Below are 26149 nucleotides of genomic sequence, written 5' to 3'. Positions count from 1 at the left end.
AGCGGTGGAAACAGAGACAGGCGCGTTCGGCACGGGCGCCGCGACCGACCACCGGGACTGGCAGGATGTGGTATTGCGGGTGGCTTCGTATTACCGCATCGCCGTTTCCCCCGAACGGGTCCGGCTCGACCTGGCCTGGTCCGCCGAGGGGGATCAGCTCGCCACGTTGGCGCGTTCCGCCGGGCTTTCCATCCGCGAAACCGGTGTAATGCCGAATGATGTGACGGGCCTTCGCCTGCCGCTCGTGGCCGAGTTCGATAGTGGTGAGATCGGGATTGTCGAGCGCGAAACCGCCGATGGCTTCGGTGTCGTCCTGGCGGGTGATGAGGGGCTGGAAACCCCCTTCGCGCGGGAGGAACTGAGCGGGCGGACTCGCCGCCTGTTTGTGCTGCGCCCACTTGCCAACCGGGCCGACCGCCGGGTGGATGACTATATTGCACCCTGGCGACCGGACTGGCTGCGCAGCATCGCCCTGGCCGACATGGCGCCCTATCGCGCCGTTACCGTGGCATCGCTGGTGACCAACGTGTTGGCACTGGCGGGCGTGATCTTTTCCATGCAGGTCTATGACCGGGTGATCCCAGCGCAGTCGATGAACACGCTCTGGGTACTGTTTATCGGCGTCATGGTCGCCACCTTCTTTGGCTTGATGATGCGAGTCGCCCGTGGCCGGATTGCCGATATGGCGGGAAAGGCGGCGGACCTGCGTATTTCCGACCGGGTGTTCGGTCACGCCCTCCGGGTCCGCAACACCGTCCGCCCGCGCTCAACCGGCACCTTCATCTCACAGATACGCGAGCTGGAACATGTGCGCGAGATGTTGACCTCCAGCACGGTGGCGGCGATTGCCGATCTGCCGTTCTTCCTGTTGTTCTGCGTGCTGTTCTTCTACATCGCCGGCTCGCTGGTCTGGATTCCGCTGGCGGCAGTGGGCCTGCTGATTGTGCCCGGCCTGCTGGCGCAGAAGCGCCTGCGCCAACTGGCCGAGGCGAACACCCGTGAAAGCGCGTTGCGCAGCGCGATGCTGGTTGAGGCGATCCAGGGCCTGGACGATATCAAATCCCTGCAGGCCGAGACGCGGTTCCAGAACCTGTGGAACCATTACAACGAAACCACCGCCGGATCATCGATGGAACTGCGCGACCTGATGAACCGGCTCTCCTCCTGGGCCCAGACGGTGCAGGGCGGGGTCTTTGCCCTGGTGGTCTTCTTCGGGGCGCCCATGGTGATGGCGGGGGACATGAGCACGGGCGTGCTCGTCGCCGCGTCGATATTGTCCTCGCGGATGCTGGCGCCGCTGGCCTCGGTCACCCAGATCCTGAACCGCTGGCAGCAGGCCCGGGTCGCACGGGAGGCGCTGGATGGCCTGATGGCCCTGCCGGTGGATACGGCGCCGCAGGAACAGCGTATTCACAAGCCAGTAATCCACGGCGACGTTCGGCTTAAAGGTGCCGTGTTCGGTCATGATTCCCAGGCCCCGGTGCTGAAAGTCGGGCAGATGGCTATCAACCGGGGCGAGCGTATCGCCATTATCGGGCGCAACGGGGCGGGCAAGTCCACGTTGTTGGCCGGTTTGGCCGGTCTGCTGGAACCGTTGGCAGGAGAGGTTCGCGTTGACGAAGTGGTGATGGGGCTGATCGACCCGACCGACCTCCGGCGCGATATCGGCCTGATGGGGCAGGATGCGCGGCTGTTCCACGGTACCCTGCGAGAGAACCTGACCCTCGGCGCACCCAGGGCGACGGACGAGGCCATCCTGGAAACGCTTGGCCAGATGGGGCTGGTGGACTTTGTCCACCGGCTGCCCGAGGGGCTGGACCACATGGTGCTGGAAGGCGGGCTGGGGCTGTCGGGTGGCCAGAAACAGGGGCTGCTTCTGGCCCGGTTGCTGCTGCGCAACCCGAATGTATTGCTGCTTGACGAACCCACCGCTTCCCTGGACGAGGTGTCCGAAGCTGCGGTGATTGACGTGCTCGGGCGCCTCGGACGCAATGTGTCCGTCATCGTTGCGACCCATCGCCCGGAAGTGCTGAAGCTCGTGGACCGACTGATTGTGGTCAGCAATGGCGCAATTGCCATGGATGGGCCGAAAGACCAGGTGTTGGCACAACTGCGCTCTGCAAAGGCGGTGGCATGAGTACTTCGCTGGCGATGGAGGTGCGCGCGACCGCAAAGCCCGAGCGCCGCCTGGTCTGGCTGGTGGTTACGATGCTGGCGCTGTTTCTCGGTTGGGCGTGGTTTTTCCCCCTGGTGGAGGTGTCCAGCGGGCAGGGCACAGTGGTGCCCAGCTCCCGGGAACAGGTGATCCAGTCACTGGAAGGCGGCATCGTTGCTTCGATTTCCGTCAGGGAAGGCGATCTGGTGGAGCAGGGCGAGGTCATCGCGCGGCTGGATCCCACACGCACCGCCTCCAGCGTTGGAGAGGCGGCGGCGAAATATCATGCCGCCATCGCCGCGGCGGCACGGCTGCGGGCCGAGCTGGCGGATCGTGAGACGGTGACCTTCCCCGATGAGCTGTCCGGTGCTGAGTTCGCCCAGTTGCGGGCCAATGAACAGGCGCTGTTCCAGTCGCGTCGCACCAGTCAGCGCGAGGCGCTGGCGGGATTGACCGAAGGCCTTGAGCTCGCCCGGCAGGAACTGGACATTGCCGAGAGTCTGCAAAGCAGCGGCGCGGCCAGTCGGGTTGAGGTCATCCGCCTGCGACGGGAAGCGGCCCAGACAAGGCTGGAAATCGCCCGCCTGCGTGCGGATTCACAGGTTCAGGCCAGGGAGGAGTTGCAGAAGGTTAACGCCGAGGCCGAGGTGCAGGCCTCGGTCATGCGCGGTCGCTCGGAACAGCTTGAACGCCTGGTGTTCCATGCGCCGATGCGGGGCATCGTCAAGGACATTGCCGTGACGACCATCGGTGGTGTGGTGCCGCCCGGCGGACAACTCATGACCATTGTGCCGATGGACGACCAGTTGCTGATTGAAGCACGCATTTCGCCCCGGGATATCGCCTACATCCACCCGGGGCAGGAAGCGCAGGTCAAGGTGTCGGCCTATGACTACGCGATTTTCGGCGGCCTGTCCGGCGAGGTGGTGACGATTTCGCCCAACACGGTGCGCGATGAGGTGAACCCCGAGCAGGTTTATTACCGGGTGTATATCCGGACTCGCGAGGAGTACCTGGTCAATAAGGCCGGAACCCGGTTTCCGATTGTTCCCGGCATGATCTCGACGGTCGACATCCGGACCGGCGAAAAAACCGTCTGGCAATACCTGGTCAAGCCGTTCAACCGGGCGCAGGAGGCACTGCGTGAGCGATGATCCCATAGCGCATGGTGCGTCTGTCCGGCACTTCCCCATGCGATTTTTCATGCCGAAAAGAGGTTCCTGATATGACACGATGGTTTGGCGGGCGCTGTGTCCCCCTGGTAATGCTCCTTCTGGTCCTTGTGCCGTTTGCCACCGCCGAGGCGCAGAATGATGACAGACTCAACCGGGTGGATCCTGAGGTGGGGTTCTCGTCCGTTGAGCGGGACTATGCCGATATGGATGCACGCTATGCCCGGGAGGGCGTCCAGCGTGATATCGCCCAGGTGCGCCGTATCGCCATTGGCCAGTCCCAGGACGCGCTTCAGGGGGCGCTGGGCCCCGCTGCGGTGGAGCATGATGACGGCTCTTTCGAGTACCACCTGTCCCTGCCACTGACCCGGCAGGACCGGCTGATCTGCCAGTATCGCGTGTTCTTCGACGACCAGGATAAGGTGGCGAGTGCGGTCTGGCGTCGCCCCCAATGCGCTGACCTGGTCCTTGAACCGCCGCAATGATCCGCGGCCAATTACCCCTGGAAAGACGTCGTTGGCCCGGAAGCGTCGCGCTGGTCACCTGTATCCTGCTTGCGGGTTGCGCCGGGTTGCCCGAACCGGATGGGTTCGAGGCAGCGGTTATCGAGAGTGCCGAAGAACTCACTACGTTAACCCCGTCCGGTGAGGGTGATGTGGAGAGTGTGGCCCGAAACGGCCTGCTGCGAAGCCCCACCGTGCGCGAAGCGGCAAGCCAGATATCGGCCAGCGCCGATGAGGTCCGGGTACAGCGCGCGGCGCTGTTTCCTGAGTTGAGCCTTTTCCTGGGGGCCGGTACGGGTGACGCTGGAAGCGGCGACCCGGCCGTTGAGCTGACAGGTTCGCAGCTGCTGTTCGATGGCGGTAACAGCCAACGCGCGATCAAGGTGGCGGATTTCGACCTGCAGATCCGTTACATCGCTTTCCAGAAAGCAGTGGACGATGCCCTGCTTGAGCTTCTGGAAGCCTATGATGACGTGCAGAGGCAAAGTGAACTGCTTGATATTTACAGGCGACAGCTCAATGCCCTGAGCGAGCTGGAGGCCCTTGTGGCGGCCCGTGTCGAGAGGGGGGCGGTATCGACCACCGACGCCCTGGAAGCCCAAAAACGCCTGCAGTCCGCAGCGTTCCTGGTCAATGACACGGAGTTGGCGCTGGCCGAGGCCCGGGACCGTTTGATCCTGCTGAGTGGCCAGTCGCGGGGCGGCCACGTCCGGATATCCCCTCCAAGCTGCAAGGTGCGCGGCGAAACCGATGAACTGCTTATGGCGCGACTGGAGATGGGGCGTGCCAAGCTTGTACTGGAACAGGCTGAGAACGCGCGTATCCCACGGGTGGTGCTTAATCCGGTGGTGCGGGGCGAGCTGGGAACCGGCGAGCTACCGGTCGGGCTCAACCTCGGCATCCAGTCCGATTTCCTGCAGGGCGGCGCTCTCAGTGCTCGGGCCAATGCGGAGCGCAACCGGCTTGCTGCCGCAGAGGCCGAGTTGGAAAACGTCAGCCTCGAGGACAGTCTTGAGGAACGTGGCTTGCTCCGTTCACTGGCCTCCGGGGACCGAAAGGCTGACATGTTGCGACGGCAGATCGCCCTGCTGTCAAAAACGCGCAAACTTTATCGCAGCCAGTATTTTGATCTGGGAACCCGACAGCTTTCGGAGTTGCTCGATAACGAAGAGGAATATTATGGCCGCCAGGCCGAACTCGTGGAACTGCACTCCGAGCTTGCCGCGGACCGGCTCGAATGTGCGGTGCGGCATCGGGTGCTGCGGCACGAACTGGCGTTGGAGCAAGCCAAAATTTACGGGTTTCCCCTGGCGCCCCTGACGGACACATTATTTTCAACCTTGAACTAGCCTGGAGCGGCGTAGTCTTTCGGATTTCAGGTGTTGCCAGAACGATTGACTCAACCTGCCGGGGCCATTGTCGAGAGGAGACAACCAGGCACCCTGAAGGGGCTGGTGGCCCGGCCACAGACGTGGTCTTCCGGCAGGGTGGGCGAGGCGCCCCCGAATCCGTATAATTGCGAACTCTCTAACCGGGGCGCCCGTGGGCGGCCCCCAAGCCCGTTAAACAGCAGCGCAGCCCTATGAGTCAGCCCGTCGAGAAAGGCACACTGTACGTCATCTCCGCGCCCTCCGGTGCCGGCAAGACCAGCCTGGTGGGGGAAATGATCAAGGCGGACGATCGCCTGGGCGTCTCCATCTCCCACACCACCCGCCCCATGCGGCAGGGGGAGAAAGATGGCGTCAACTACCATTTCGTCAGCCGCGAACAGTTCGAGGCCATGATCCTGCGGAATGAGTTCCTGGAACACGCGGATGTTTTCGGCAATTACTACGGTACCTCCCAGGTGTGGGTGGAGCAGACCCTGGCCCGGGGCCAGGACGTAATCCTCGAGATTGACTGGCAGGGCGCGGCCCAGGTCCGCCGGTTGATGCCGGACTGCGTCAGCATCTTCATCGTGCCACCGTCGGCCGCCGAGCTGCGTCAGCGCCTGACCGGACGGGGCACCGATGCCGGGGACGTGGTGGAGCGTCGTCTGGCGGAGGCCGCCGAGGAGTGTCGCCACGCCCTGGAGTTTGACTATCTGGTGGTGAACGACGACTTTGCCCGGGCCCTGGACCAGTTGCTGTCCATTGTCACCAGCCAGCGGCTGCGCATGGAGCGCCAGGAGGTGCGTCACGAGGCACTGCTCTCGGAGTTGATGGCCAGCGATCATGGCCGCTAGGAGCCTGCTGTGTACATTCTGACCGCCAGGCAGTAAACTGTGCGGTCTGCTGGAAAAGCCCGGTGATCCGGGCCACATCGTAATCGTTTATCTCAGTCGGGGAAGATATGGCACGAGTTACCGTTGAAGATTGCCTGGAGAACGTGGACAACCGTTTCCAGCTCGTTATGCTGGCAACCAAGCGCGCCCGCCAGATTGCCACCAAGGGCTATGAGCCGCTGTTGCCGGAAGAGAACGACAAGCCGACCGTGATCGCCCTGCGCGAGATCGCTGAAGGCAAGGTGTCCCGTGACCTCCTGCGCGAGGAAGAAGAGGACTGAGCCCGGTCAGGTGACGGGGCCTGCGGTTGGCCGCGAAAAAGACCATTGAAATTCGCCCCGATGGATTTATAGTGGGAAAAGAGTACAGTTTTCCCGGCGGGGTACAGGAAGAACCCGAATGTTCGCATTCGGGTTTTTTTGTCCTCCGCCTCCAGAGCATCCTACGGAGGCGCGGTGTCGCAAGTGGCTGCAGTAGCAGAGCGTGAACCGACGGTCGAAGACCTGACGGTCAGGCTCAGCGATTATCTGGACAGCAGTCGCATCAACCAGGTGCGACGCGCCTACTATTATGCGGAGCAGGCTCACGAGGGCCAGATGCGCCGCAGTGGTGAGCGCTATATCACCCATCCCCTGGCGGTAGCCACCATCCTGGCGGACATGAAGCTGGATCACCAGAGCCTCATGGCCGCCATGCTCCACGACGTCATCGAAGACACCGGTATTCCCAAGGATGCCCTGATCGAACAGTTCGGCGACCCGGTGGCGGAACTGGTGGATGGGGTCTCCAAGCTCACCCAGATCGAATTCCGCTCCCGCGCCGAGGCCCAGGCCGAGAACTTCCAGAAAATGACCCTGGCCATGGCCCGGGACATCCGTGTGATTATCGTCAAGCTGGCGGACCGGCTCCACAACATGCGTACCCTGGGGCCCATGCCCTACGAGAAGCGCCAGCGGATCGCCACGGAAACACTGGACATCTATGCCCCCATTGCCAACCGGCTCGGTATGCACCGGATGTGCACCGAGCTGGAGGACCTGGGGTTTGCGTCCCTCTACCCCATGCGGGCCAAGTACATCTCCAAGGCGGTGTCCAACCTGCGGGGCAGTCACCGGGAGATTATCGACGATATCCGTGGCAAGCTGGAGGACAAGCTCCAGGAGCGGGGGCTGCCGGGGCGCATCCTGGGGCGGGAGAAGCACCTGAACTCCATCTATAACAAGATGAAGTTCCGCCACAAGTCGTTCCACGAGATCATGGATGTGTACGCGTTCCGGATCATCACCGACACCGAGGACGACTGTTACCGCATCCTGGGGGCCGTACACAGCCTGTACAAACCACTGCCGGGCCGCTTCAAGGACTACATCGCCATGCCCAAGGCCAACGGCTACCAGTCGTTGCACACCACCCTGTTCGGCATGCATGTGAACATCGAGATCCAGATCCGCACCGAGGAGATGGAGCAGATCGCCAACGACGGCATCGCCGCCCACTGGATGTACAAGCACGAGCAGTCACCGGTGACCTCGGTGAACCAGAAGCGGGTGGACCGCTGGGTGCAGGGTCTGATGGAAATGCGGGAGCGGGCCGACGATTCCCTGGAATTCATCGAGCACGTCAAGACCGACCTGTTCCCGGATGAGATATACGTGTTCACGCCCAAGGGCAAGATCCTGGAACTGCCCTCCGGCGCCACCCCGGTGGACTTCGCCTACTCCATCCACACCGATATCGGCAACGCCTGCGTGGCCTGCCGCATCAACCGCAACCTGGGTTCCCTGAGCCAGCCGTTGCAGAGTGGCCAGACGGTGGAAATCATCACCGCCCCCAACGCCCGGCCGAATCCGGCGTGGCTGAGCTTCGTGGTGACCGGCAAGGCCCGCAGCAGCATCCGCCATGCTCTCAAGGTGCAGCGTCGCACCGAATCCGTGGAACTGGGCAAGACCCTGCTGAAGAAATCCCTTCACGGCTTCGGCCAGAAGCTGTCGGAGCTTGGCCAGGAACAGGTCGATGCAGTGGTCCGGCACAACCAGGTGGAGGATTTCGACGATCTGCTCAGCGATATCGGCCTGGGCAACCGCATGGCCTACCTGATTGCCCGCCAGCTGGTGGCCGGCGACGTGGGGGCGGAGACCAGCTCCCTGGATGTGGGGACGGTATCGGACAGCGGCGACCGCAACAGGCGTGGCGCCGTCACCATCCGTGGTACCGAAGGGCTGCTGGTGCGCTTTGCCAGCTGCTGCAAGCCCATCCCCGGTGACCCGGTGGTGGGCGTGATGGACTCAGGCCACGGGCTGGTGATCCACAGCGACACCTGTCGGCGACTGCCGGAAAGCTCCGAGGACCGGGCCCATCTGACCCACCTCAAGTGGGCCAAGGATATCACCGATGAATTCTCCGTCGAGCTGAGGGTGGAGCTGGAGCGCCAGCGGGGCGTGATCGCCGAGATGGCCAGCGCCGTGGCCATGGCGGATGGCAATATCGAACGCATCAATGTGGAAGAGCAGAACGCCCGCCTCAGCATTGTCAGCCTGGTGCTGCACGTCAACGGGCGTCGCCACCTGGCCCGTGTCATGCGCCGCATCCGCAATATCCGGGCGGTGACCCACATTACCCGGATCCGTCACTAACTCCCTGATACTTTTTCTCAGCCCCGGTGTTATTGACAGTGTCATCACCCCGGCGGCAGCATGTTCTTTTAACAGCAACGCAGGATTCACCTGACATGAGCAATAAATCCATCATCCAGACCGATTCCGCTCCGGAGGCCATTGGTACCTATTCCCAGGCCGTCAAGGCGGGCGATACCGTTTACCTGTCCGGACAGATTCCGCTGGATCCGGAAACCATGGAAGTGGTTGCCGGTGATTTCGCCGACAAGACCCGTCGGGTGTTCGATAATCTGAGGGCGATCTGTGAGGCTGCTGGCGGTGAGCTCAAGGACATCGTCAAACTCAACATTTATATGACCGATCTGGCGAATTTCGCTACGGTCAACGAGGTCATGGCCACCTATTTCCAGGAGCCGTATCCGGCCAGGGCCGCTATTGGCGTGGCGGCCCTGCCCAAGGGTGTGCCGGTTGAAATGGACGCCGTCATGGTGATCAGCTGATCACCATGACGTTCACCGCAGTCCCCTATCCGGTCTTGAGAGCCCGGATCATGGGCTGGTATCCGGCCCGGTAGTCCGGGTAGGCGAACTCGAAGCCGGTATCCAGCAGGCGCTGGTTCCGGCACCGCTTGCTTCCCCCACGTCCGCTACGGCGCCCGTCAGGGCTCGGTGACCGGCAGGGTACCTGCTCGCGGATCCAGGCGACCACTTCATCCAGCCGTGCCGGCTCGCAGTCACTGGCCAGGTAGCAGGTAGCCAGTTCCACGCCCGCCAGTGTTTTCCTGATCAGGTGGACACACACTGCGGCAGCGTCATCTTCGTGAATGCGGTTGGTGTAGGGGCCCGGTGACACCGGATTGAGCTCACCGGCCCTCACGGCATCCAGGAACCGCCCCCGGCGTGGGCCGTAAATGCCGCTGAAGCGGATAATCGTGGCCGGCACGCCACTGTCCAGGGCCAGTCGCTCGCCCTCCAGCACCCGCTCACCACTGAATCGGCGCGGCGCCACCGGACTGAGTTCGTCCACCTCGGAATCGTCATCCTGGCCATACACGCTGGTGCTGCTGATAAAGAACAGTCGTTTCAGGTTACTGGTGTCCGTCACCTCCAGCAGGTTCGCCAGTCCGTCCACATAGGCGCCGCGATAACCGGCATCGTCGTAGGTGGAGGGGGTCAGGCAGTAGAGGATGATGTCCGGGGCTTCCGGCACCACCCGGGCCAGGGCGGACGGGTCCAGCAGGTTTGCCGGCGCCGGATGCACTCCCCGGGGAATGGCGCTGGCGGTGCGGCGGATGCCCCATACCTCGCCGATGTCAGTAAGGTCGCTGGCCACGGTGCCACCAAGGGAGCCGCAGCCGGCCACCAGGATATGGGGCGGAGTCTGGTCTGAAGAGATTGCCATAGTCAATTTCAATCCTTATGCTTGAATCCATAAAGAGCAATTGGAGCCTGTCATGACCCTGACCGAATTACGCTACATTGTCACGCTTGCCAGGGAAAAGCATTTCGGGCGGGCCGCCGAACGCTGTCATGTCAGCCAGCCCACACTCAGTGTCGCGGTCAAGAAGCTCGAAGAGGAACTGGGCATTCCCCTGTTTGAGCGCAGCAAGAGCAGTATCCGGGTTACCGAGACCGGCCAGCGGATCATCGAGCAGGCCCAGCGGGTACTGGACCAGGTCGGCGTGATCCGGGACATGGCCCAGGACGGCAAGAACCAGTTGAACTCGCCCTTGCGGGTGGGAGCCATCTATACCATCGGTCCCTACCTGTTTCCCCATCTGTTGCCAGAGTTGCGCCGGGCCGCTCCCGACATGCCGCTGTATATCGAGGAAAACTATACCGGGAATCTTCGCCAGAAGCTGCGGCAATCGGAACTGGACGCGATCATTATCGCGCTGCCGTTCGAGGAGCCGGAGGTGGTCACCCTGCCGCTGTACGACGAGCCTTTCGTGATCCTGCTGCCTGGCGGCCACCCTCTGGCCAGGGAAGAATCCCTCACCGCCGAGCAGCTTTCCAACGAGCAGCTCCTGCTGCTGGGCCCCGGGCATTGTTTCCGCGACCAGGTGCTGGAATCCTGCCCGCCGCTGGTGGAGGCGGTGACTGAACGCAATACCGGCGCCCGTGGGCCGGCCCTGGTGACCGAGGGCAGTTCACTGGAAACCATCCGTCACATGGTGGCGTCCGGCCTGGGGGTCACCATACTGCCGTTGTCCGCCGCCACGTCCATGGCCTATGACGAGGACATCCTCGCCGTGCGACCGTTTGCGCCACCGGTACCCTTCCGTACTGTGGCACTGGCCTGGCGCGTGACCTTCCCGCGACCCAAGGCGATTGATGTACTGTCGCTGGCGGCCAGCCAGTGCCGGGTGATCGAAAAAGCGGAGAAGCAGCGACCGGCCCTGGTAGCCGGCGCCTGATCCATGCCCATGGCGTCACTGGAAGACCTGCCCGTCACCACCCTCAAGGGCGTGGGGGATGCCCTGGCGGGTACCCTCGCCAAACTGGGTATCCGTTCGTTGCAGGACCTGCTTTTCCATCTGCCCCATCGTTACGAGGATCGTACCCGGATCATTCCCATGGGCAGCCTCCGTCTGGGGGACACCGGGGTGGTGGAAGGCACGGTGATGCGGGCGGACATGGTGATGGGGCGCCGCCGCAGCCTGCAGGTGACCCTGAAGGACGATACCGGCTTCCTGGTGATGCGTTTCTTCCACTTCTCCGCCGCCCAGAAGACGCAGCTTGCCGAAGGCGCCCGGGTGCGTTGTTATGGTGAAGTGCGGCCGGGCAGGGCGGGATTCGAGTTCTATCACCCGGAGTACCAGGTCAATCCACCGCCCATGCCGCCCCCAGGGGAAGCCACATTGACGCCGGTGTATCCGCTGACCGAAGGCATCCAGCAGCCCCGGGTGCGCAGCCTTTGCCGCCAGGCGCTGGGCTACCTGAAGCGTTATCCGATCCGGGACTGGCTGCCGGAAGCCCTGTTGGCGGACTACCAGCTTCCGGATATCACCTCGGCGGTCACCCTGGTCCACGCTCCGCCAGCGGATGCGCCGGTCCATCTGCTGATGGAGGGGCGCCACCCGGCCCAGCAGCGGCTGGTAATGGAGGAGTTGCTGGCCCACCAGTTGAGCCTGCTGCTGGTGCGTCAGCAGATCCAGCAGCGCCAGGCCCTGGCCCTGTTGCCCACCGGCGACCTGGTGGACCGGTTCCTGGAGCAGTTGCCGTTCAGCCTGACACCGGCCCAGGCGCGGGTGGTGTCCGATGTCCGCCAGGACCTGAGCCAGCCAGTGCCCATGTTGCGACTGGTGCAGGGGGATGTCGGGTCGGGCAAGACCGTGGTGGCGGCCCTGGCGGCCCTGCAGGCGGTGGCGGCTGGGGCCCAGGTGGCCCTGATGGCCCCCACCGAGATCCTGGCCGAGCAGCACTACCATAACTTCGTTCAGTGGCTGGAGCCGCTGGGCCTTGAAGTAGTGTGGCTGTCAGGCAAGGTCAAGGGCAGGTCGCGTGCACAGGCCCTGGAACGGTTGGCGACAGGCGAAGTGAGCCTGGTTATCGGTACCCATGCCCTGTTCCAGGGGGATGTGGCGTTCGACCGGCTGGGGCTGGTGATCGTGGATGAACAGCACCGGTTTGGCGTGCACCAGCGGCTGGCCCTGCGGGACAAGGGCGCCGAGGGGCAACGGGCCCCCCACCAGTTGATCATGACGGCAACCCCCATACCCCGGACCCTGGCCATGAGTGCCTACGCCGATCTGGACACCTCGGTGATCGATGAACTGCCCCCGGGCCGTAAACCCATCGAGACCATTGTGATCCAGGAGACCCGTCGGGACGAAGTTATTGAGCGCGTCCGAAAGGCCTGCGAGGATGGTCGGCAGGCTTACTGGGTGTGTACCCTGATAGAGGAGTCCGAAGCCCTACAGTGCCAGGCGGCGGAAGTCACGGAGGAGAACCTGAGGGAGCGCTTGCCGGGGCTGGAAATCGGACTGGTCCACGGTCGCCTCAAGGCCGCTGACAAGGCTGGGGTCATGGAGCGGTTCAAGAACGGGGACCTGGACCTGCTGGTGGCCACCACGGTGATTGAGGTGGGGGTGGATGTGCCCAATGCCTCGCTGATTATTATCGAGAACCCCGAGCGGCTGGGGCTGGCTCAGCTCCATCAATTGCGGGGGCGCGTGGGCCGGGGGCACCAGGCGAGTTTTTGTGTGCTCATGTACCAGGCCCCCCTGTCCCAGAATGGCCGGGCGCGGTTGCAGGCCCTGCGGGACAGCCAGGACGGTTTCGTGATCGCCGAGAAGGATCTGGAAATCCGTGGCCCGGGCGAGGTGCTGGGCACCCGGCAGACTGGAATGATGCAGTTCCGGCTGGCGGATTTCGAGCGGGACCGGGGTTGGATTGACACTGTCAGGGAGATCGCCCCGGCCATCATGGAGCACCCCCGGTCGGTGGATGCGCTGGTAAGACGCTGGCTCGGTGAACGTGTACGCTATGGTGATGTCTGACCGGTGAATACCTGTCAGCAGGCCAGGAAACCGACCATCCGGGCCTGCCATCCGGCATCCTATGAGCCACAATACAAGAACAGGTAACCCAATACAGGCGGCGGGAGAACAGCATGGAAATGCCCGGTGCAATCCGGAAACTGCTTGAAGAATCCACCATTACCACAAAGCCTGAAACCATGGCGGTGCCAGCAGTGGCCCCCATTCTGCGAATGGTGCTGTTGGGTGACAACCAGGGGCAGGTGCAGGTAATCAGTCGCAGTGACGACCTGTTGGACCTGGCGGACCTGAATCAGCAACTGGGCCGGGACCTGCACCTGGTGTCGCAGAATGACTATGCCCGGGTGCGTAAGCAAACCGGTCTGCACGAGATACCGGCGCTGCCCGCTTTGACCGGGTGGCCCACGATCGTGGACAGGCGGGTGCGGGAAACCGACCGCGTGACTATTGAACCGGCGGGTGACAATACGCGCCTGACGCTGACCCAGGCGGAGTTCCGCGAACTGGCGGGGCAGGCGGAGGAGCGAGCCTTCTGTGTGCCGGTGTCGGATATCCGGGTCAACCTGGAGTCGCCCGAGCGGGACCGGGAGCAACTGTTTTCAGCCATCCAGCGTTTCACTGGCCTGCGTATCCGTCAGCGCCTGGAAGATACCCTGGAATTGCCACCGTTACCGGAATCCGCCCAGCGGATCATCCACCTGAGGGTCAACCCCAATGCCAAGATGGGCGACCTGGTGGAAATCGTGGAGAGCGACCCGAGCCTGGCGGCCCAGGTGGTGAGCTGGGCCTCGTCCTCGTTCTACGCCGCCGCCGGGCAGGTGCGTTCGGTGCATGATGCCGTCTCCCGCATCCTGGGCTTCGACCTGGTGATGAACCTGGCCATGGGCCTGTCCCTGGGTCGTACACTGAACCCGCCGACGGACCATCCCCGGGGCTTCGTGGGTTACTGGCAGCAGGCCATCTGGCAGGCCCAGGCGGCGGGGGTGCTGGCTTCGCTGATGCCCCGGGACCGTCGGCCGGCCTTCGGCCTCGCCTATCTGGGGGGGCTGTTACACAATTTCGGTTACCTGGTGCTGGCCCAGGTGTTCCCGCCCCATTTCCGCCTGGCCTGTCGTCACTGGGAGGTGAACCGCCATCTGGACACGTCACTGGTGGAGCACCACCTGCTGGGGGTTACCCGGGAACAACTGGCCGCCGAACTCATGGCCAACTGGGGCATGCCGGAAGAGGTGATCGTGGCCCTCCGGTACCAGAAACACCTGGATTACCGGGGGCAGCACGAGACCTACGCGCAGTTGTTGTGGCTGGGGCGCCAGCTCCTCAACGAGCGAGGGTTGGGTATCGGGCCCAGGGAGGTCATTCCGGACGGACTCTACGCCCACCTGGGCCTGGACCAGCGTGACGTGGCGGAGAAGTTTGATGCCCTGGTGGCGTCCAGGGACTCGGTGGTGGCCATGGCCGGCATGATGAGCAACGGCTGACGGTATTACGCCCTCCTGCACGCCTTGGGAGCCTCTGAATGACGCCTTGCCGCAAGGGGTGTTCAGAGGTTTTCCTGTTTTCGGCGCACCGAAAAAAGCCGGCCCGAAGGCCGGCAAGCTCACCCGCTTGTTGCAGATCACGACACGCTCGAGTCAGACGTGCCGACTACACTCTGGACGCTTGGTTCTGCGGCCAGGCACGAACAGGGTTTGATAATAACTGTAGACAATTGGCCAGTATCTGCTCGGTGGATGCGGCCCGGAGACCACCTTTCAGCTTGCTATCCGTTACAAAGCGTATAAAAGTGCTTTATTTTCAAGTAATCTGCGACGATGGCCAGTTACAAAAAGTTACAAAAAAGTGATACCGAGTCTCGCTAAATCGTAAAGGCGCTGGCCGGAAGGCTCAGTCAAAGCTGTGGTGGCGAATGGCCGTAGCGGCCCGGCGGATGGCATCCGAATGGTTTTTCTCCAGGGCGAAGCGTTCCTCGTCCATCTTCCGCACAAAACGCGTGTCGGTCTGTTGCCTTGCCCGGTGGGTAGGCATGTGCTGGATCTGATCGTGGATCTCGAGGAAGATCCGGTAGGGTGACTGTTCCAGCAGTTCCGGCGCCACATGATCCAACAGGCCCTTGATCCTCAGGCAGGCCTCGGAATACTCCACCTGATCCTCTTCCACCGCCATGGCGAGTATGCGGATACTCTCGATCATGCTCTCCCGCCGTTCCGCCTGGAATGCCTGCTGACGTGCCTGCTTGCGGTGGTGCGACCGGAGCAGTCGTCCATGCCTGACAATAAAGACCAGCAGTAGGACAATGGCGGTCAGGCCAAGCACAATCAGACTCCATTGCAACCACTGTGGCATAACAGGCTCCGGTAAACGGGAAAGAGTGCGCGAATTCGCCAAACGGCACGCTAGGGTAACCAATCACCCGGGCGGAACACCAGCCTGGATGTATCCGATGGATTTTCCCGAGTGGGCGGCAAAGGAAGCCATGCCGGTGTGTGAACTCCATCATCACGGCCACGGGTAGGCAATGGTTATGATGTGGACCCTATGATACTCCGGTCAAGGACAATGCCATGACAACCGTGGACAGGGAGTTCCGGCCCAGGGACAGCTGGATGCCGGCTATTGCCATGCTGACCGTCGCCCTCCTGGGGGTGGCGGCCCTGCTCAATGGCGTTGGCCCTGTCGGCGTCATGTCGGGTTCGCATTCCGGGGGCGGTCACTATGTGGCGCTGCCTGCCCTGGCAGCGGAGGAACAGGTCGTCTTTGCCGGGGTGGACCAGGCCATCGAGCGCCTGCACCTGACAGACATGGAGCGCCCGGAGCAGTTTGAAGCCTATGAAAGTCTGCTGCTGGCCGTGGCGGAAAGTCTGCCGGTCAGCCCGGGTGAGGCCGCCCTGACGCGGGTCAGTGAGCTGCTTGACAGGAGTCTGCCGGCACCGGCCGCTCGGGATGTGGCTGATGTGCTGCCGTCCTTCCTGGCCTACCTGCGGGCCGAGGAAAGCCTGTTGGGCCTTACCCCTGGCGCACCACGGACCGTCGAAGGTGCCTACCTCCACCTGCAACTCCAGGATGCCCTGCGCCGGATTTTCTTGGGGGATGACCTGACGACCCGGCTCTACAGCACCAGTTATCACATGATCGATACGCACCTGGTCCGGCAGATACTGATGGAGCGAACGGATCTGGAGGAGAGTGAGAAGCAGCGTCTGATCCGGGAGCAAATGGAGGCGCTCAGCGTCGGGCGGAACCCGGGGGATGCGGGATGATCCGCCGCGCATTCAAAGTGGGGTGGCTGGCGCCACTGCTGGGAGCGTTGGCCACTGGTATCATGTTGGCCGTGCCCTACAATTACGCGGGGTTCTACTTCCTGACCTGGGTGGCGTTCGTGCCGTTGCTGCTGGCGGCCCATGGTCGTGGCTACCGGGCCCATTACCTGCTGGGGCTGGCCACCGGCCTGGGCATGTACCTGGTGGCCACGCCCTGGATGGCGGAATTCCTGCAGCGCCTGAAGGACTATCCCCTGGCACCCGCCCTGGCCGGCGCCACCCTGTTCTGGCTGCTGACCTCGCAACTTCCGGCGCTGCTGATGGTCAGTTACCTCTGGCTGCAACGCCGGCTGGACCACCATGCGTTATGGGCCTTCCCCATACTGCTGATGCTGTTCTACGGCTGGTTCCCGGTACTGTTTCCCCTGCAGTTGGGGGAAAGCCAGAGTGCCTTCCTGCCCGCGATCCAGGGGGCGTCCCTTACCGGTGTCTACGGCCTTGATTTCATGATTGGTGTAAGCAACGCCCTGGTGACCGCCGCGATACTACTGCGTCTGGGAAGAGAGCCCGCGCTGGGAAGTCGCGGTAGCGTCCTGGCGGCCACTGCCGGGGTACTGGCACTTATGGTGTGGCTGGGCTTTGGCTGGTGGTCCCTGGCGCACTGGGATGGCCGTGTCGCCCAGTGGCCGAGGCTGCCGGTGGGCCTGGTACAGCCCAACGAAACGCCCAGTGCCTCGGTGCCGGATCCGGAGGCTGGCTATGCCCGGGCCTGGCCCCCGGAAATGGAGGTGAGCGAGCAACTGGTGGCTGCCGGGGCGGAGGTGGTGCTCTGGCCGGAAACCCGCTACAAGGGCTATTTCGAAGTGGACCACCTGCCTGACGCCTACCAGCGCAATGTATCCGCGCTTGGAGTGCCCCTGATCTTCCATGATGCGGAGCAGCAGCACCAGGAGGGGGATTTCCGGGAGTACAACACTGCGTTGTTCCTTGGCGGTAACGGTGAGTTGGCGGCACGATACCGGAAGCACCGTCTGGTGGCCTTCGGGGAAACCCTGCCGCTGTCCCGGGAGTTTCCCTGGCTGGTGAACTGGGCTGAGGACTACCTGGGGGACTTCTTTGCCAACCTGACCCCGGGAACGGAGCGGGTGACCTTCCCGGTTAATGGCGCCCACCTGGTGCCGGCCATCTGTTATGAGAGTGCCTTTCCCGGTCATATCGCCCGCTCGGTGGCAGCGGCCCCGGCCAGTCCGCTGCTGGTGGTGCTGTCCAACAACGGCTGGTTCGGTGACTCGCGCCAGCCCTACCAGCATGCCGGTGCTACGGTCCTGCGGGCCGTGGAAAACAGGGTGTCCCTGGTCCATGCCATCAACAATGGCCCCTCCACCGTCGTGTCCCCCTCCGGCCGGATCCTGGCGGCCACGCCCTTCCGGCAACGGTCCGGTCTGGTCAGTGATGTGCCCTATACCCCGCCGGCAGAGCGTTTCAGCTCCTGGTTTACCCGCTGGCCTGAGTGGTTTGTGGTGGCGTCCCTGGGCTTGCTTGTGACGGGGAGCACGGTCCTTCGCCTGCGCCGGCGGTCCCGGGGCTGAGCACGGATTGCCTGTGCTGTGAAACAGGTCCCGTTACCCGATGGCCAGCAGGCCCCGGGCCCGTCGGGGCTGGGTATATTGCCGGTCACGTTATAGCCACTCCAGCGTGCGCACCCATACACTTTTCCTGCCTGAAGCAGTAAGCAACCAGCTTCCCCACCCGACGGTGAAGCGACACTGAGACAAAAAATACAAGCAGGAGATTCGTCGTTATGTTCAAGAACAGCCTAAAGCGGTTCGGCCTTGTGGCCGTTGCCTCATGCGTGGCATTCAATGCCTGGGCGATTGGCGGTGGTGGCGGTTCCAGCGCCGACAAGATGATTATTGGTGACTCCATTTTCGCGTTGTCCGGGGATATCCACAGTTACCTGGAAGAGGACCTGGACGAGAACATTGACACCCATGCTCGTAGTGGATGCCAGGTGAACGGTGGCAGCCTGATCTGCAGCAGCCGCTATACCATTCCCAACCAGTACGACGATGCCGACAAGGATGGTATCGAAACCGTGATCATGAACGGCGGTGGTAACGACTTCCTGCTCGGTGACGGTGCTGACTGCGAAACCCAGGCCTGTATCGAGGAAGTGCTGGCCGGCATCGAGCAGACCCTGGCTGGCCTGTTCAACGACATGCAGAACGATGGTATCCAGGAGATTATCTTCCTGGGCTATTACGATACTGAGGATGAAAATAACGTCGCCATCAACACCATGTCCATGGCTTACAAGGCTGAAAACTATCCCCAGATGGGGGTTGATTTCATCGACACCCGTCCGGCCTTTGCGGGCAATGAGAGCCAGTACATCAGTTCCGACGGCATTCACCCGACTGCCGCTGGCTCCCGCGTATTGGCTGACCTGATCCTGCAGGAACTCGACTGATCCGCCAGGGTATTGACGCAGGAAAACACACAAACGCCGGGGTCGGTAACGACCACCGGCGTTTGTGCTACTGTCCCCTGTAAACATGTCGACCTTTCCAGAGTGAATCCAGCCCGGGATCGATCCATGCCAAAGTTCTTCGCGCCGTTCGTACTGGCAGTCCTGTTATGGTCGGGCCAGGGCGCCTGTTCCGAGCTGGAACAGGTGACCAATTATCTGGGTATGACGTTCAACAAGGTGCCGGCGGGTATCTTCATGATGGGCAGTGCACCGGATGCCCCGGGACATGAGCCGGACGAGGTGCGCCGTCAGGTCACTCTCACCGAGCCCTTCTACCTCCAGACCACCCCGGTCACCCGTGGCCAGTGGCTGGCGCTTGTCGATGGTGTGCCCTCCGCCTTTCCCGAGTGTGGTGAGGAGTGTCCGGTGGACGGTCTCAGACCTGAATGGGTGGACTGGTACATCAATGCCCTGAGCGAGCAGGATCCGAAGTGGGATTACCGCCTGCCCACCGAAGCGGAGTGGGAGTATGCTGCCAGGGCTGGCACCGACGGGCCCTACTACACCGGGGGGTGTCTCACCAACCGGCAGGCCAACATTTCCGGCAAGTCCGTACTGGCGGGATGCGAGAGCTTCCCTGGCTCCGATGGACCCGGACCCGTGGGGCAGTATGCCCCCAACCCCTGGGGGTTCCATGACATGCTGGGTAATGCCTGGGAGCTGTGCGCAGACTGGTACGGGCCCTACGAGAAGGGGCCAGTGACGGACCCCAGGGGGCCGGAGGAGGGCCAGCACCGGGTAATCCGTGGCGGGAGTTGGCACTTCCAGGCCGTCCATGCCCGGGCCGCCAACCGCTTCCGGGCCATCAGTGACATCGCGGGGTTTCGACTGGTGGCGGTTCCCGAGTAATCACTCGCGGTTGATTTCGGCCTTCAGGTACTGGGGCAACCAGTTATGGGCGGCTTCCAGCTCCTCATCCGTGAAGTAGGTCGCCATCAATCCCTCAACCTGCCGGGCCTTCTCATCCTCGGTCAGCCCGGCGCTGAGGATGGCATTCCGCTGTCGGGCAAACTGGTCATAGCGGTTCTGCCAGTCCTGCCGGTCACTGTCAGCCAGGTCCCGTGCGGCGACCAGCCCCAGGGTCTGCTGCTCCAGGTAGTTGCGGGTGTCCTCGCTCAGTCCCATGGATTGCCAGTCCTGGCGCTCCGACCGCAGATTTTCGACCGCGTCAGTGCCCTCACTATTGACCAGCAGGGCACCAGAGCGCAGGTCGTCCTGCAAGCGGGTTAGTGCCTCCTGGCGCTGCTCCCGGCTGAGGTCCGGGTTGGCACGTACTTCCTCCATGGCGATCAGGTAGCGCTGGTGGGCGTCTTCGCCGGCAAACAGTTGGCTGGCGGTGAGTGGCCCCATGTGCTCCCGGCGCAGTTCAATGCTGCGTTCCAGTTTCTCCCGGGGGCCAAGGTCCTCCAGCTCAGCCCACTCGGTCTCCGCCGCCGCCAGGGCCTTGCGGTAGCGGATATAGTCGCCCAGGATTCTCGCGGCCTGGGCCCCGGTGTCGCCCGCCAGGCCCGCCTCCACATAGAGTGTCAGTTCCTCGAGGGTCTCCGGGCCAGCGTCCTCCAGGCCCCGGAAGGCCTGTCGCAGGGACGCCAGGGCTATCTCGTCCAGTACCAGGTTGCCGTTCTCGTCAATGGCTATGTTGGCGAGGGCGTCCTGGAGCCGATCCAGGCTGATCTCGGGTTCGGCGGGGGCGGCCTGTTCCGGGGCCGGTGCCGTACTATCCGCGGGTGTGCCGGCAGAGGTTTCCGCTGTCTGCCACTGGCTGGCGATGGTCCGGTCGGGGCGGGCGGCGTCCTCCGGCGAGGTCCAGGCAGGTGTGGATCTGGGAGGATCAGGCCAGAGCATCCACGCCCCCAGCAGGAGCAATGGTGAAATCACGGCTGCCAGCCACCATCCATCACGATTTCGTGCCACATCCCTCTCCCGTTACTTTTGTTATGTCCACTGCCATTGTGGTGCCATGTCCGGACTGCTAGACCCATTTTACCTCCAGATTCCCGATGGTAGGAGGTCCCTTTCCGGGTGGCTATGACATGAGTGGCAGTTAAGTCATTAAATGGGGGCAACCAACTGGTGGCCATTGCGACAGATAGGGAAGGGATGGGACCGGAGGCGCATGTTATATTGAGGCTTTTCCACACCCTGCCACTATTAGCGAGGAGCCCAGTCAGTCCATGGCCAGCCTTCTGATTCTCAAGACCGGATCCACCTACCCGACCATCCGCCAGACGTTTGGCGATTTCGAGGACTGGTTCCTGCGGCATCTGGAGGGCGCGGCGAATCTGGTGGTCAGGGATGTCACCCGGGAGAGGCCCCCGGATTCCGTAACCGACTGGCTGGGAGTGGTCGTTACCGGCTCTCCCGCCATGGTGACCGAGCAGGCGGCCTGGAGTGAACAGACCGCTGCGTGGCTGAGGGAGGCAATCGGACAGGGCGTGCCCGTGCTTGGCGTGTGCTACGGTCACCAGCTCCTGGCCCATGCCTTTGGCGGTCGGGTGGGTTTCCGGGAGCAGGGCAGGGAGTCCGGTACCTTTCAGATAGGACTGAATACCGATGGCGAACGGGACCCGTTGCTGGGCCAGTTGCCTGCCGAGTTTTCCGCCCACCTGACCCATGCCCAATCGGTGTTGGAATTACCCACAGAGGCCAGCCTGCTGGCCCGATCCGACGGAGAGCCCCATCAGGCTTTCCGTATCGGCCAGCACGCCTGGGGTGTGCAGTTCCATCCGGAGTTTGATGAACGCATCATGAAGGGTTACCTGGAAACCCAGGCCAGGGACCTGGAAGGGGAAGGGCAGGACCCCGTCGCGCTACTGGCCAATGTCAGGCAGACCCCACAGGCCACCAGCCTGTTGCGACGGTTTGCGGACTACGCCTGCTCCCGGGACAGCGCCTGAGAAAGCTCCTGTCCGGTCGTGGTGCGGGTATCCGCATCGTTGTAGGTACTTATTGATCCGAAATTGGTTAGCTACGTATATTACTTCCATACAGTCATTGCGGCGATCTGCATGTGATTGTTGGACGATAGTTTCTGGCCGGCACCTTGCCGGCCTTTTTTATGGGTGGGAATCGCCGTAACCGCACGGCACACTGGTGTCGAAAGGTCGGTCTACCAATGTATGCCGATGCCCAGGTAGGGGCCGGCGTTGGTCATGTCGTATTCGAAATCGCTGTCTTCGTAGTCGTTGTCGATGTGCCGGTAGCCCAGCTTGGCGATGAAGCGATCATTGATGGCGTAGTTGGCGCCTATCAGCAACTGCCAGCTCATATTGGAGCCCGGGTCAAACCCGCCCATGTCGGCGTAGCCCGTCAGGGTCCAGCGGGGGTGAACAGGCGCAATAATGCGAGCGCCCAGGTAGGGCAGGAACCAGTCTTCCCTGTGATCGAAATCCCGGTCGATCTGCCCCCCAATCGGCAGGCTGGCATCACCATCGATAGACACATCCCAGGACACGGCGTTGTAGCGCAGACCGCCGACCACATCGAGGGTCTGTGGTGATTCCGTGAATCGGTAGGTGACCGCTGCGGCGTACTGCTCCTGCGTCACTTCGGCTTTGCCGCCCACACTGGCAACGCCTTCTACTTTCAGGATGTTGCCACTTTCCTCAACCTGGAAGTAGATCGCATCGAGCATCAGGCCCCAGTTCCCCCTCCGCACCTCGAAAGCGCCCATAAACGCGGCTTCCAGGTTTCTCCAGATATCAGAGAAAGTCTGTTCCACCTCGGCGCCCTCGGTGGGCCGGTCCTGGATCCGCATGTCGCCGTCCAGGCCAGCGGCCCAGAAATAGGGTGTGAACTCGTAGTGGTAGTCGTCCGAAGACTCAGACGCAAACGTAGTGCTGAGTGGAACGCCCATGGCCAGGACAGCGGCGGATGCGAGTCGAGCTGGGAGAGTCGTTGCCGGACACGTCCTCATATCTGTCTCCTTCCCCATTGATAGGTCCTGTGTCAGTTCCCGCCCAGACATCGGTCACACCGGGTCGTGCAGTATCTATCTCAGAGTAGAAGGAATCTGGCAGCTTGCCATTTGGAGACGGTTCGCGGGTGTCAGCTCTGAGTCCAGTAAGTTGCGGCCACGAATTCGCCCTTGGCGAGACCACGATCCATCAGGATTGAGCGGGCGGATAGCGCTTCGGCTTTCTCCGCGGCAAAGAACACATGCCGACTGGTCTGCGGAAGCGTCATTGCCGAGAGTGCGTCGAGCGGGGTTTCACCGCTGCTCCGTAGCAGCCAGTGGACATTTACGCCCTTTGGGTGGGAAAGCGACCGGATGTCCGCTTGTTCAGGTACGAAAATCACCGCTTCTCCCTGCAACGAATCCGGTGCCGCGGCCAGCATCCGGGCGATGGCGGGCAGGGCGGTTTCGTCCCCGACAAACGCTCGCCACTGGGCGTCTCTCTGCCCGTTTTCTCCGCCCGGCCCGGTCAGCGCAATCTCATCCCCCGGCTGCACCTGATTCGTCCATTCGGTCACACGACCGCCTTCATGGAGGAAGACATCAAAGCTCAGCGTTGCGGCTTCTCCCCTGCAGACGATGTCCCGCGTGGTGTAAACGGGTCTGTGCCAGCTACCAGGGCCGCCGGGCCACTGGGTCACGCCCCGCTCATTCACCTCGGGCCACCCCGCGCCTTCCGGACCAAACAGCAGCCGGAAATGAAGCCCGCCATGGGCGAAACGGGCAAGATCCGGCCCATCCAGGACAACCCGCCGATAGGAAGGGGACAGGTCCAGGATTTCCACCACCCGCGCAATGGACAGGTTTGCCGGCTGCCGGCCAGCGGATGCACCTTCCCACGACGGAGAGAGACCGTGGGCGCCAAGCTGCTCGGTGAGCAGGTCACGAAGCATCTGCAGGTCGCCCGCATCCGCCGACGCGATCCGAACACTCGTGCCCGACTTCTCGGGGCCCACGCGAATCTCGCCGTGGTCAAGGGTGACCAGAAGTGTGCCATCGTCATCAGACACGGGGAGTTCCCAGGCGGTCGCCATCTGCCGGAAAGCAGGGATGGCCTGATCTGCGGGAAAGGCAAGAAAGGTGGAAGTGCTGTTCATGGACGCGTCGCTATATCGGGAGGATGTCTGGAGCCCAGCGGGATCGCTTTATTGCCATGGGATGATACGCAAGAAATTACGCAAATGACAATCAATGCTATTGACTGCTTGGGCGGTGAGGTAACAGCAAGCGGACGGAAGACTCTAATCAACGGTGCAACTAAAACAGGGATGTTTACACGTAGAAGAGTTGATGCGGTTCGGGCTTGGCGTCAAAAAAGAGATAGGGCAGCCACGAGAGAACTTGCTAACACACCAAGCACATTCGCAGAGGTCCGTCAGCCAACTTCAGATTATTTGGCATTACCAACTGTTTCGTCAATTCGACGTCGTTATATACCGGTGGCGATGCTATCATCGGACGTAATTGCGTCAAATCAAGTCTATGTTTTTCCGAATGCAACCTTGTACGATTTCGGCATTGTTTCATCTGAAATGCACATGGCTTGGGTTAGAAGTGTTGGTGGTCGCTTGAAGAGTGATTACCGATATTCAGCCGGTATTGTGTACAATAATTTTCCTTGGCCTATAGATGCGACAGGCAAAGATAAAGCCGCAATAGCAGCTGCTGCCCAAGAGGTATTAAGGGTTAGAGGACAGTTTTCTGATTCTTCATTGGCTGATTTATATGATCCCCTGAGTATGCCCCAAGCGCTTCTAAAAGCACACCATAAGCTTGATAAAGCAGTGGACAAGGCATATATATCGAGTGGTGGAAAACGCAGTTGGCCGACGGAGGCTCAGCGTGTCGCCTTCCTCTTCGCATTGCACCAAAAGATTGCGTCGATGCTGCCGCCGAAAAAAGTTTCCCGTAAGGTTGGGCTCATATAGAGGAAGTTAGTAGCGACCAGTTACCTTCTCTGTAATGCTTAGCAAAATTGTGGATATATGGACGAGCGTCTCGGAGCAGGATGAACGATCGCTGGACATGGGTCAATGCGATGATTGTGTGCTGGCTCTAACACGACGACCTTCGATGGCATCGAGTTCATTCACTAGATCTTCAGCTCTCAGGTGTGTATAGCGGCGTAGCATCTGCATTGACTTATGGCCACTGATTGCTGCTACCTGCTGGTCGCTCAAGCCCCCCTCCACGAACCGACTAACGGCCTCATGTCGCAGGTCGTGAAATCTCAGGTCCTTTAGACCGACCTCGGCCTTAACGCTCAGCCATACCTTGTTGAAGTTGTATGGTCGACGCTGGCCATCTTTGCCGGGTTCTCCGAAAAATACCAGGTCGGTATCAATAGGGCGGACTGGATTGGAAAGCGCTTGCCGGAATAGTTCAGCAGCTCGATTGCTGAGTGGCACTGTGCGGGGCTGGGTGTTCTTGGTCTCCAGGAGCCTGACAATGCGTCTGCCAAGGTCTACCTGGGTTCGGCGTAGGGTGGTTATCTCAGACGAGCGCATACCGGTTTCCAGGGCGATACGCACGATCCAGCCGAGCATCGGATTGGAGTGTGCGTCCACGGCGGAGAGAAGGCGGTTTTCCTCTTCAGCGGTAATTCGACGGTCTCTACCTGGCGATGGGGCAGGGCGGCGAATATTCTGGACAGGGTTACTAGGCAGTCCGATGCCCCATTCTTTGATGGCAATATTGAACATATGACCCAGCAACGCCAGGTCCAGGCGGACGGTGTTCGTTGATCGAGGCCTTGGGTCTGGCTTGCCCCTGGCGTTCTTTCGGTCCAGGCCTGCCAGCCGTTGGTCACGAAACTTGGCAATGATCTCCGGCGTCAGGGCAGCAAGCGAGTACTTGCCCAGGGCCTTGATCAAGGGCTTGGAATGTTTCAGGTCACTCGCAGCAGAGGCTGGACGTTTGGTCGGCGAGACTTCTGCCAGGTAGCGTTCGAGAGCCTCTGCTACTGTCATTCGCTCTGCAGGTGCGCGCTGGATATAGACTCCCCGGACCATCTCGTCTTCAGTCCGACGTGCCCAGTCTTCCGCGTCTCGTTTGGTTCGAAAGGTTTTTGCTGTAGTGGGGAAGCCTGTCTTTCTGATGACGGCTTTCCAGGTCTTCGAGGGGGTCTTTACGATGGTTGCCATGATGCCTTCCTAGACGGTCCTTGTACTGTGACTGTACCGGAAATGTACCGAA

General features: G+C 61.9%; 23 protein-coding genes. 17 read left to right on the top strand and 6 right to left on the bottom strand.

The window, feature by feature from the left end; all coding sequences use genetic code 11:
• Positions 1-4 precede the first annotated feature (4 nt).
• The 8 genes from ACJO3T_RS02995 (at position 5) to ridA (ending at position 9208) form a co-directional block, all read left to right on the top strand.
• On the top strand, positions 5-2137 hold the full coding sequence (locus tag ACJO3T_RS02995) for a type I secretion system permease/ATPase (RefSeq protein WP_406977728.1): 2133 nt from the start codon (positions 5-7) through the stop codon (positions 2135-2137).
• Complete coding sequence (locus ACJO3T_RS02990) at positions 2134-3309, top strand: beta-barrel domain-containing protein (RefSeq protein WP_406977727.1); 1176 nt, start codon at positions 2134-2136, stop codon at positions 3307-3309. Before ACJO3T_RS02995 ends, ACJO3T_RS02990 begins: the two co-directional genes overlap by 4 nt.
• A gap of 71 nt (positions 3310-3380) precedes the next feature.
• Positions 3381-3812: a hypothetical protein gene (locus tag ACJO3T_RS02985; RefSeq protein ID WP_406977726.1), complete on the top strand. Its 432-nt coding sequence runs from the start codon at positions 3381-3383 to the stop codon at positions 3810-3812.
• Positions 3809-5179 carry a TolC family protein gene (locus tag ACJO3T_RS02980; RefSeq protein WP_406977725.1) on the top strand — a complete coding sequence of 457 codons (1371 nt, stop codon included), beginning with the start codon at positions 3809-3811 and terminating at the stop codon, positions 5177-5179. The genes ACJO3T_RS02985 and ACJO3T_RS02980 overlap by 4 nt, the downstream gene beginning before the upstream one ends.
• A gap of 233 nt (positions 5180-5412) precedes the next feature.
• Entirely contained in the window at positions 5413-6054 is a 642-nt protein-coding gene (gene gmk, locus ACJO3T_RS02975) for a guanylate kinase (protein ID WP_406962417.1), read from the top strand.
• Positions 6055-6161: 107 nt separating this feature from the next.
• On the top strand, positions 6162-6374 hold the full coding sequence (rpoZ, locus tag ACJO3T_RS02970) for a DNA-directed RNA polymerase subunit omega (RefSeq protein WP_328188780.1): 213 nt from the start codon (positions 6162-6164) through the stop codon (positions 6372-6374).
• Positions 6375-6557: 183 nt separating this feature from the next.
• Positions 6558-8726 (top strand): RelA/SpoT family protein, encoded by a 2169-nt coding sequence (locus tag ACJO3T_RS02965; protein WP_406962420.1) that lies wholly within the window; start codon positions 6558-6560, stop codon positions 8724-8726.
• Between the two features lie 95 nt (positions 8727-8821).
• Positions 8822-9208 (top strand): deaminase RidA, encoded by a 387-nt coding sequence (gene ridA, locus ACJO3T_RS02960; protein ID WP_406962422.1) that lies wholly within the window; start codon positions 8822-8824, stop codon positions 9206-9208.
• Positions 9209-9233: 25 nt separating this feature from the next.
• Here the strand turns inward: ridA and ACJO3T_RS02955 are convergent, their stop codons facing one another.
• Complete coding sequence (locus tag ACJO3T_RS02955; RefSeq protein ID WP_406962424.1) at positions 9234-10109, bottom strand: NAD-dependent epimerase/dehydratase family protein; 876 nt, start codon at positions 10107-10109, stop codon at positions 9234-9236.
• A 52-nt stretch (positions 10110-10161) separates the two neighbouring features.
• On the opposite strand from ACJO3T_RS02955, the gene ACJO3T_RS02950 reads away from it, so the two are divergent.
• The 3 genes from ACJO3T_RS02950 (at position 10162) to ACJO3T_RS02940 (ending at position 14690) form a co-directional block, all read left to right on the top strand.
• Positions 10162-11124 carry a hydrogen peroxide-inducible genes activator gene (locus tag ACJO3T_RS02950; RefSeq protein WP_406962426.1) on the top strand — a complete coding sequence of 321 codons (963 nt, stop codon included), beginning with the start codon at positions 10162-10164 and terminating at the stop codon, positions 11122-11124.
• A gap of 9 nt (positions 11125-11133) precedes the next feature.
• A complete protein-coding gene (gene recG, locus ACJO3T_RS02945) occupies positions 11134-13209 on the top strand; it encodes an ATP-dependent DNA helicase RecG (protein ID WP_406962513.1) in 2076 nt (691 codons plus the stop codon).
• 113 nt (positions 13210-13322) lie between these two features.
• Positions 13323-14690 (top strand): HDOD domain-containing protein, encoded by a 1368-nt coding sequence (locus tag ACJO3T_RS02940; RefSeq protein ID WP_406977724.1) that lies wholly within the window; start codon positions 13323-13325, stop codon positions 14688-14690.
• Positions 14691-15096: 406 nt separating this feature from the next.
• On the opposite strand, the gene ACJO3T_RS02935 is transcribed toward ACJO3T_RS02940, so the two are convergent.
• Positions 15097-15555 carry a DUF2489 domain-containing protein gene (locus ACJO3T_RS02935; RefSeq protein ID WP_406962429.1) on the bottom strand — a complete coding sequence of 153 codons (459 nt, stop codon included), beginning with the start codon at positions 15553-15555 and terminating at the stop codon, positions 15097-15099.
• 218 nt (positions 15556-15773) lie between these two features.
• Here ACJO3T_RS02935 and ACJO3T_RS02930 point away from each other — a divergent pair, with 218 nt between their 5' ends.
• The 4 genes from ACJO3T_RS02930 to ACJO3T_RS02915 all read left to right on the top strand — a co-directional run bounded on the left by ACJO3T_RS02930 (position 15774) and on the right by ACJO3T_RS02915 (position 19848).
• On the top strand, positions 15774-16469 hold the full coding sequence (locus tag ACJO3T_RS02930) for a hypothetical protein (RefSeq protein WP_406962431.1): 696 nt from the start codon (positions 15774-15776) through the stop codon (positions 16467-16469).
• On the top strand, positions 16466-18058 hold the full coding sequence (gene lnt / locus ACJO3T_RS02925) for an apolipoprotein N-acyltransferase (RefSeq protein ID WP_406977723.1): 1593 nt from the start codon (positions 16466-16468) through the stop codon (positions 18056-18058). The genes ACJO3T_RS02930 and lnt overlap by 4 nt, the downstream gene beginning before the upstream one ends.
• Before the next feature lie 212 nt (positions 18059-18270).
• Complete coding sequence (locus ACJO3T_RS02920; protein ID WP_406977722.1) at positions 18271-18939, top strand: SGNH/GDSL hydrolase family protein; 669 nt, start codon at positions 18271-18273, stop codon at positions 18937-18939.
• 126 nt (positions 18940-19065) lie between these two features.
• Positions 19066-19848, top strand: a complete 783-nt coding sequence (locus tag ACJO3T_RS02915) for a formylglycine-generating enzyme family protein (RefSeq protein WP_406962437.1) — start codon at positions 19066-19068, stop codon at positions 19846-19848.
• Here ACJO3T_RS02915 and ACJO3T_RS02910 read toward each other — a convergent pair whose 3' ends face one another.
• Entirely contained in the window at positions 19849-20913 is a 1065-nt protein-coding gene (locus tag ACJO3T_RS02910; protein WP_406977721.1) for a lipase secretion chaperone, read from the bottom strand. It lies immediately after the preceding gene.
• 260 nt (positions 20914-21173) lie between these two features.
• On the opposite strand from ACJO3T_RS02910, the gene ACJO3T_RS02905 reads away from it, so the two are divergent.
• Positions 21174-21896, top strand: coding sequence for a glutamine amidotransferase (locus tag ACJO3T_RS02905; RefSeq protein ID WP_406977720.1), 723 nt, complete (start codon positions 21174-21176; stop codon positions 21894-21896).
• A gap of 212 nt (positions 21897-22108) precedes the next feature.
• On the opposite strand, the gene ACJO3T_RS02900 is transcribed toward ACJO3T_RS02905, so the two are convergent.
• Both ACJO3T_RS02900 and ACJO3T_RS02895 read right to left on the bottom strand, forming a co-directional pair.
• Entirely contained in the window at positions 22109-22855 is a 747-nt protein-coding gene (locus tag ACJO3T_RS02900; protein ID WP_406977719.1) for an outer membrane protein, read from the bottom strand.
• 191 nt (positions 22856-23046) lie between these two features.
• A complete protein-coding gene (locus ACJO3T_RS02895) occupies positions 23047-23964 on the bottom strand; it encodes a siderophore-interacting protein (RefSeq protein WP_406977718.1) in 918 nt (305 codons plus the stop codon).
• A 138-nt stretch (positions 23965-24102) separates the two neighbouring features.
• Here ACJO3T_RS02895 and ACJO3T_RS02890 point away from each other — a divergent pair, with 138 nt between their 5' ends.
• Positions 24103-24882: a type IIL restriction-modification enzyme MmeI gene (locus ACJO3T_RS02890; RefSeq protein WP_406977717.1), complete on the top strand. Its 780-nt coding sequence runs from the start codon at positions 24103-24105 to the stop codon at positions 24880-24882.
• A 102-nt stretch (positions 24883-24984) separates the two neighbouring features.
• Here the strand turns inward: ACJO3T_RS02890 and ACJO3T_RS02885 are convergent, their stop codons facing one another.
• Positions 24985-26097: an integrase gene (locus tag ACJO3T_RS02885; RefSeq protein WP_406977716.1), complete on the bottom strand. Its 1113-nt coding sequence runs from the start codon at positions 26095-26097 to the stop codon at positions 24985-24987.
• Positions 26098-26149 lie beyond the last annotated feature (52 nt).

The sequence above is a fragment of the Marinobacter shunpengi genome, from assembly GCF_045449715.1.
Classification (GTDB): Bacteria; Pseudomonadota; Gammaproteobacteria; order Pseudomonadales; family Oleiphilaceae; genus Marinobacter.
Note: the sequence above shows the minus strand (reverse complement) of the source record. Positions and strands in the feature narration are given on the sequence as shown.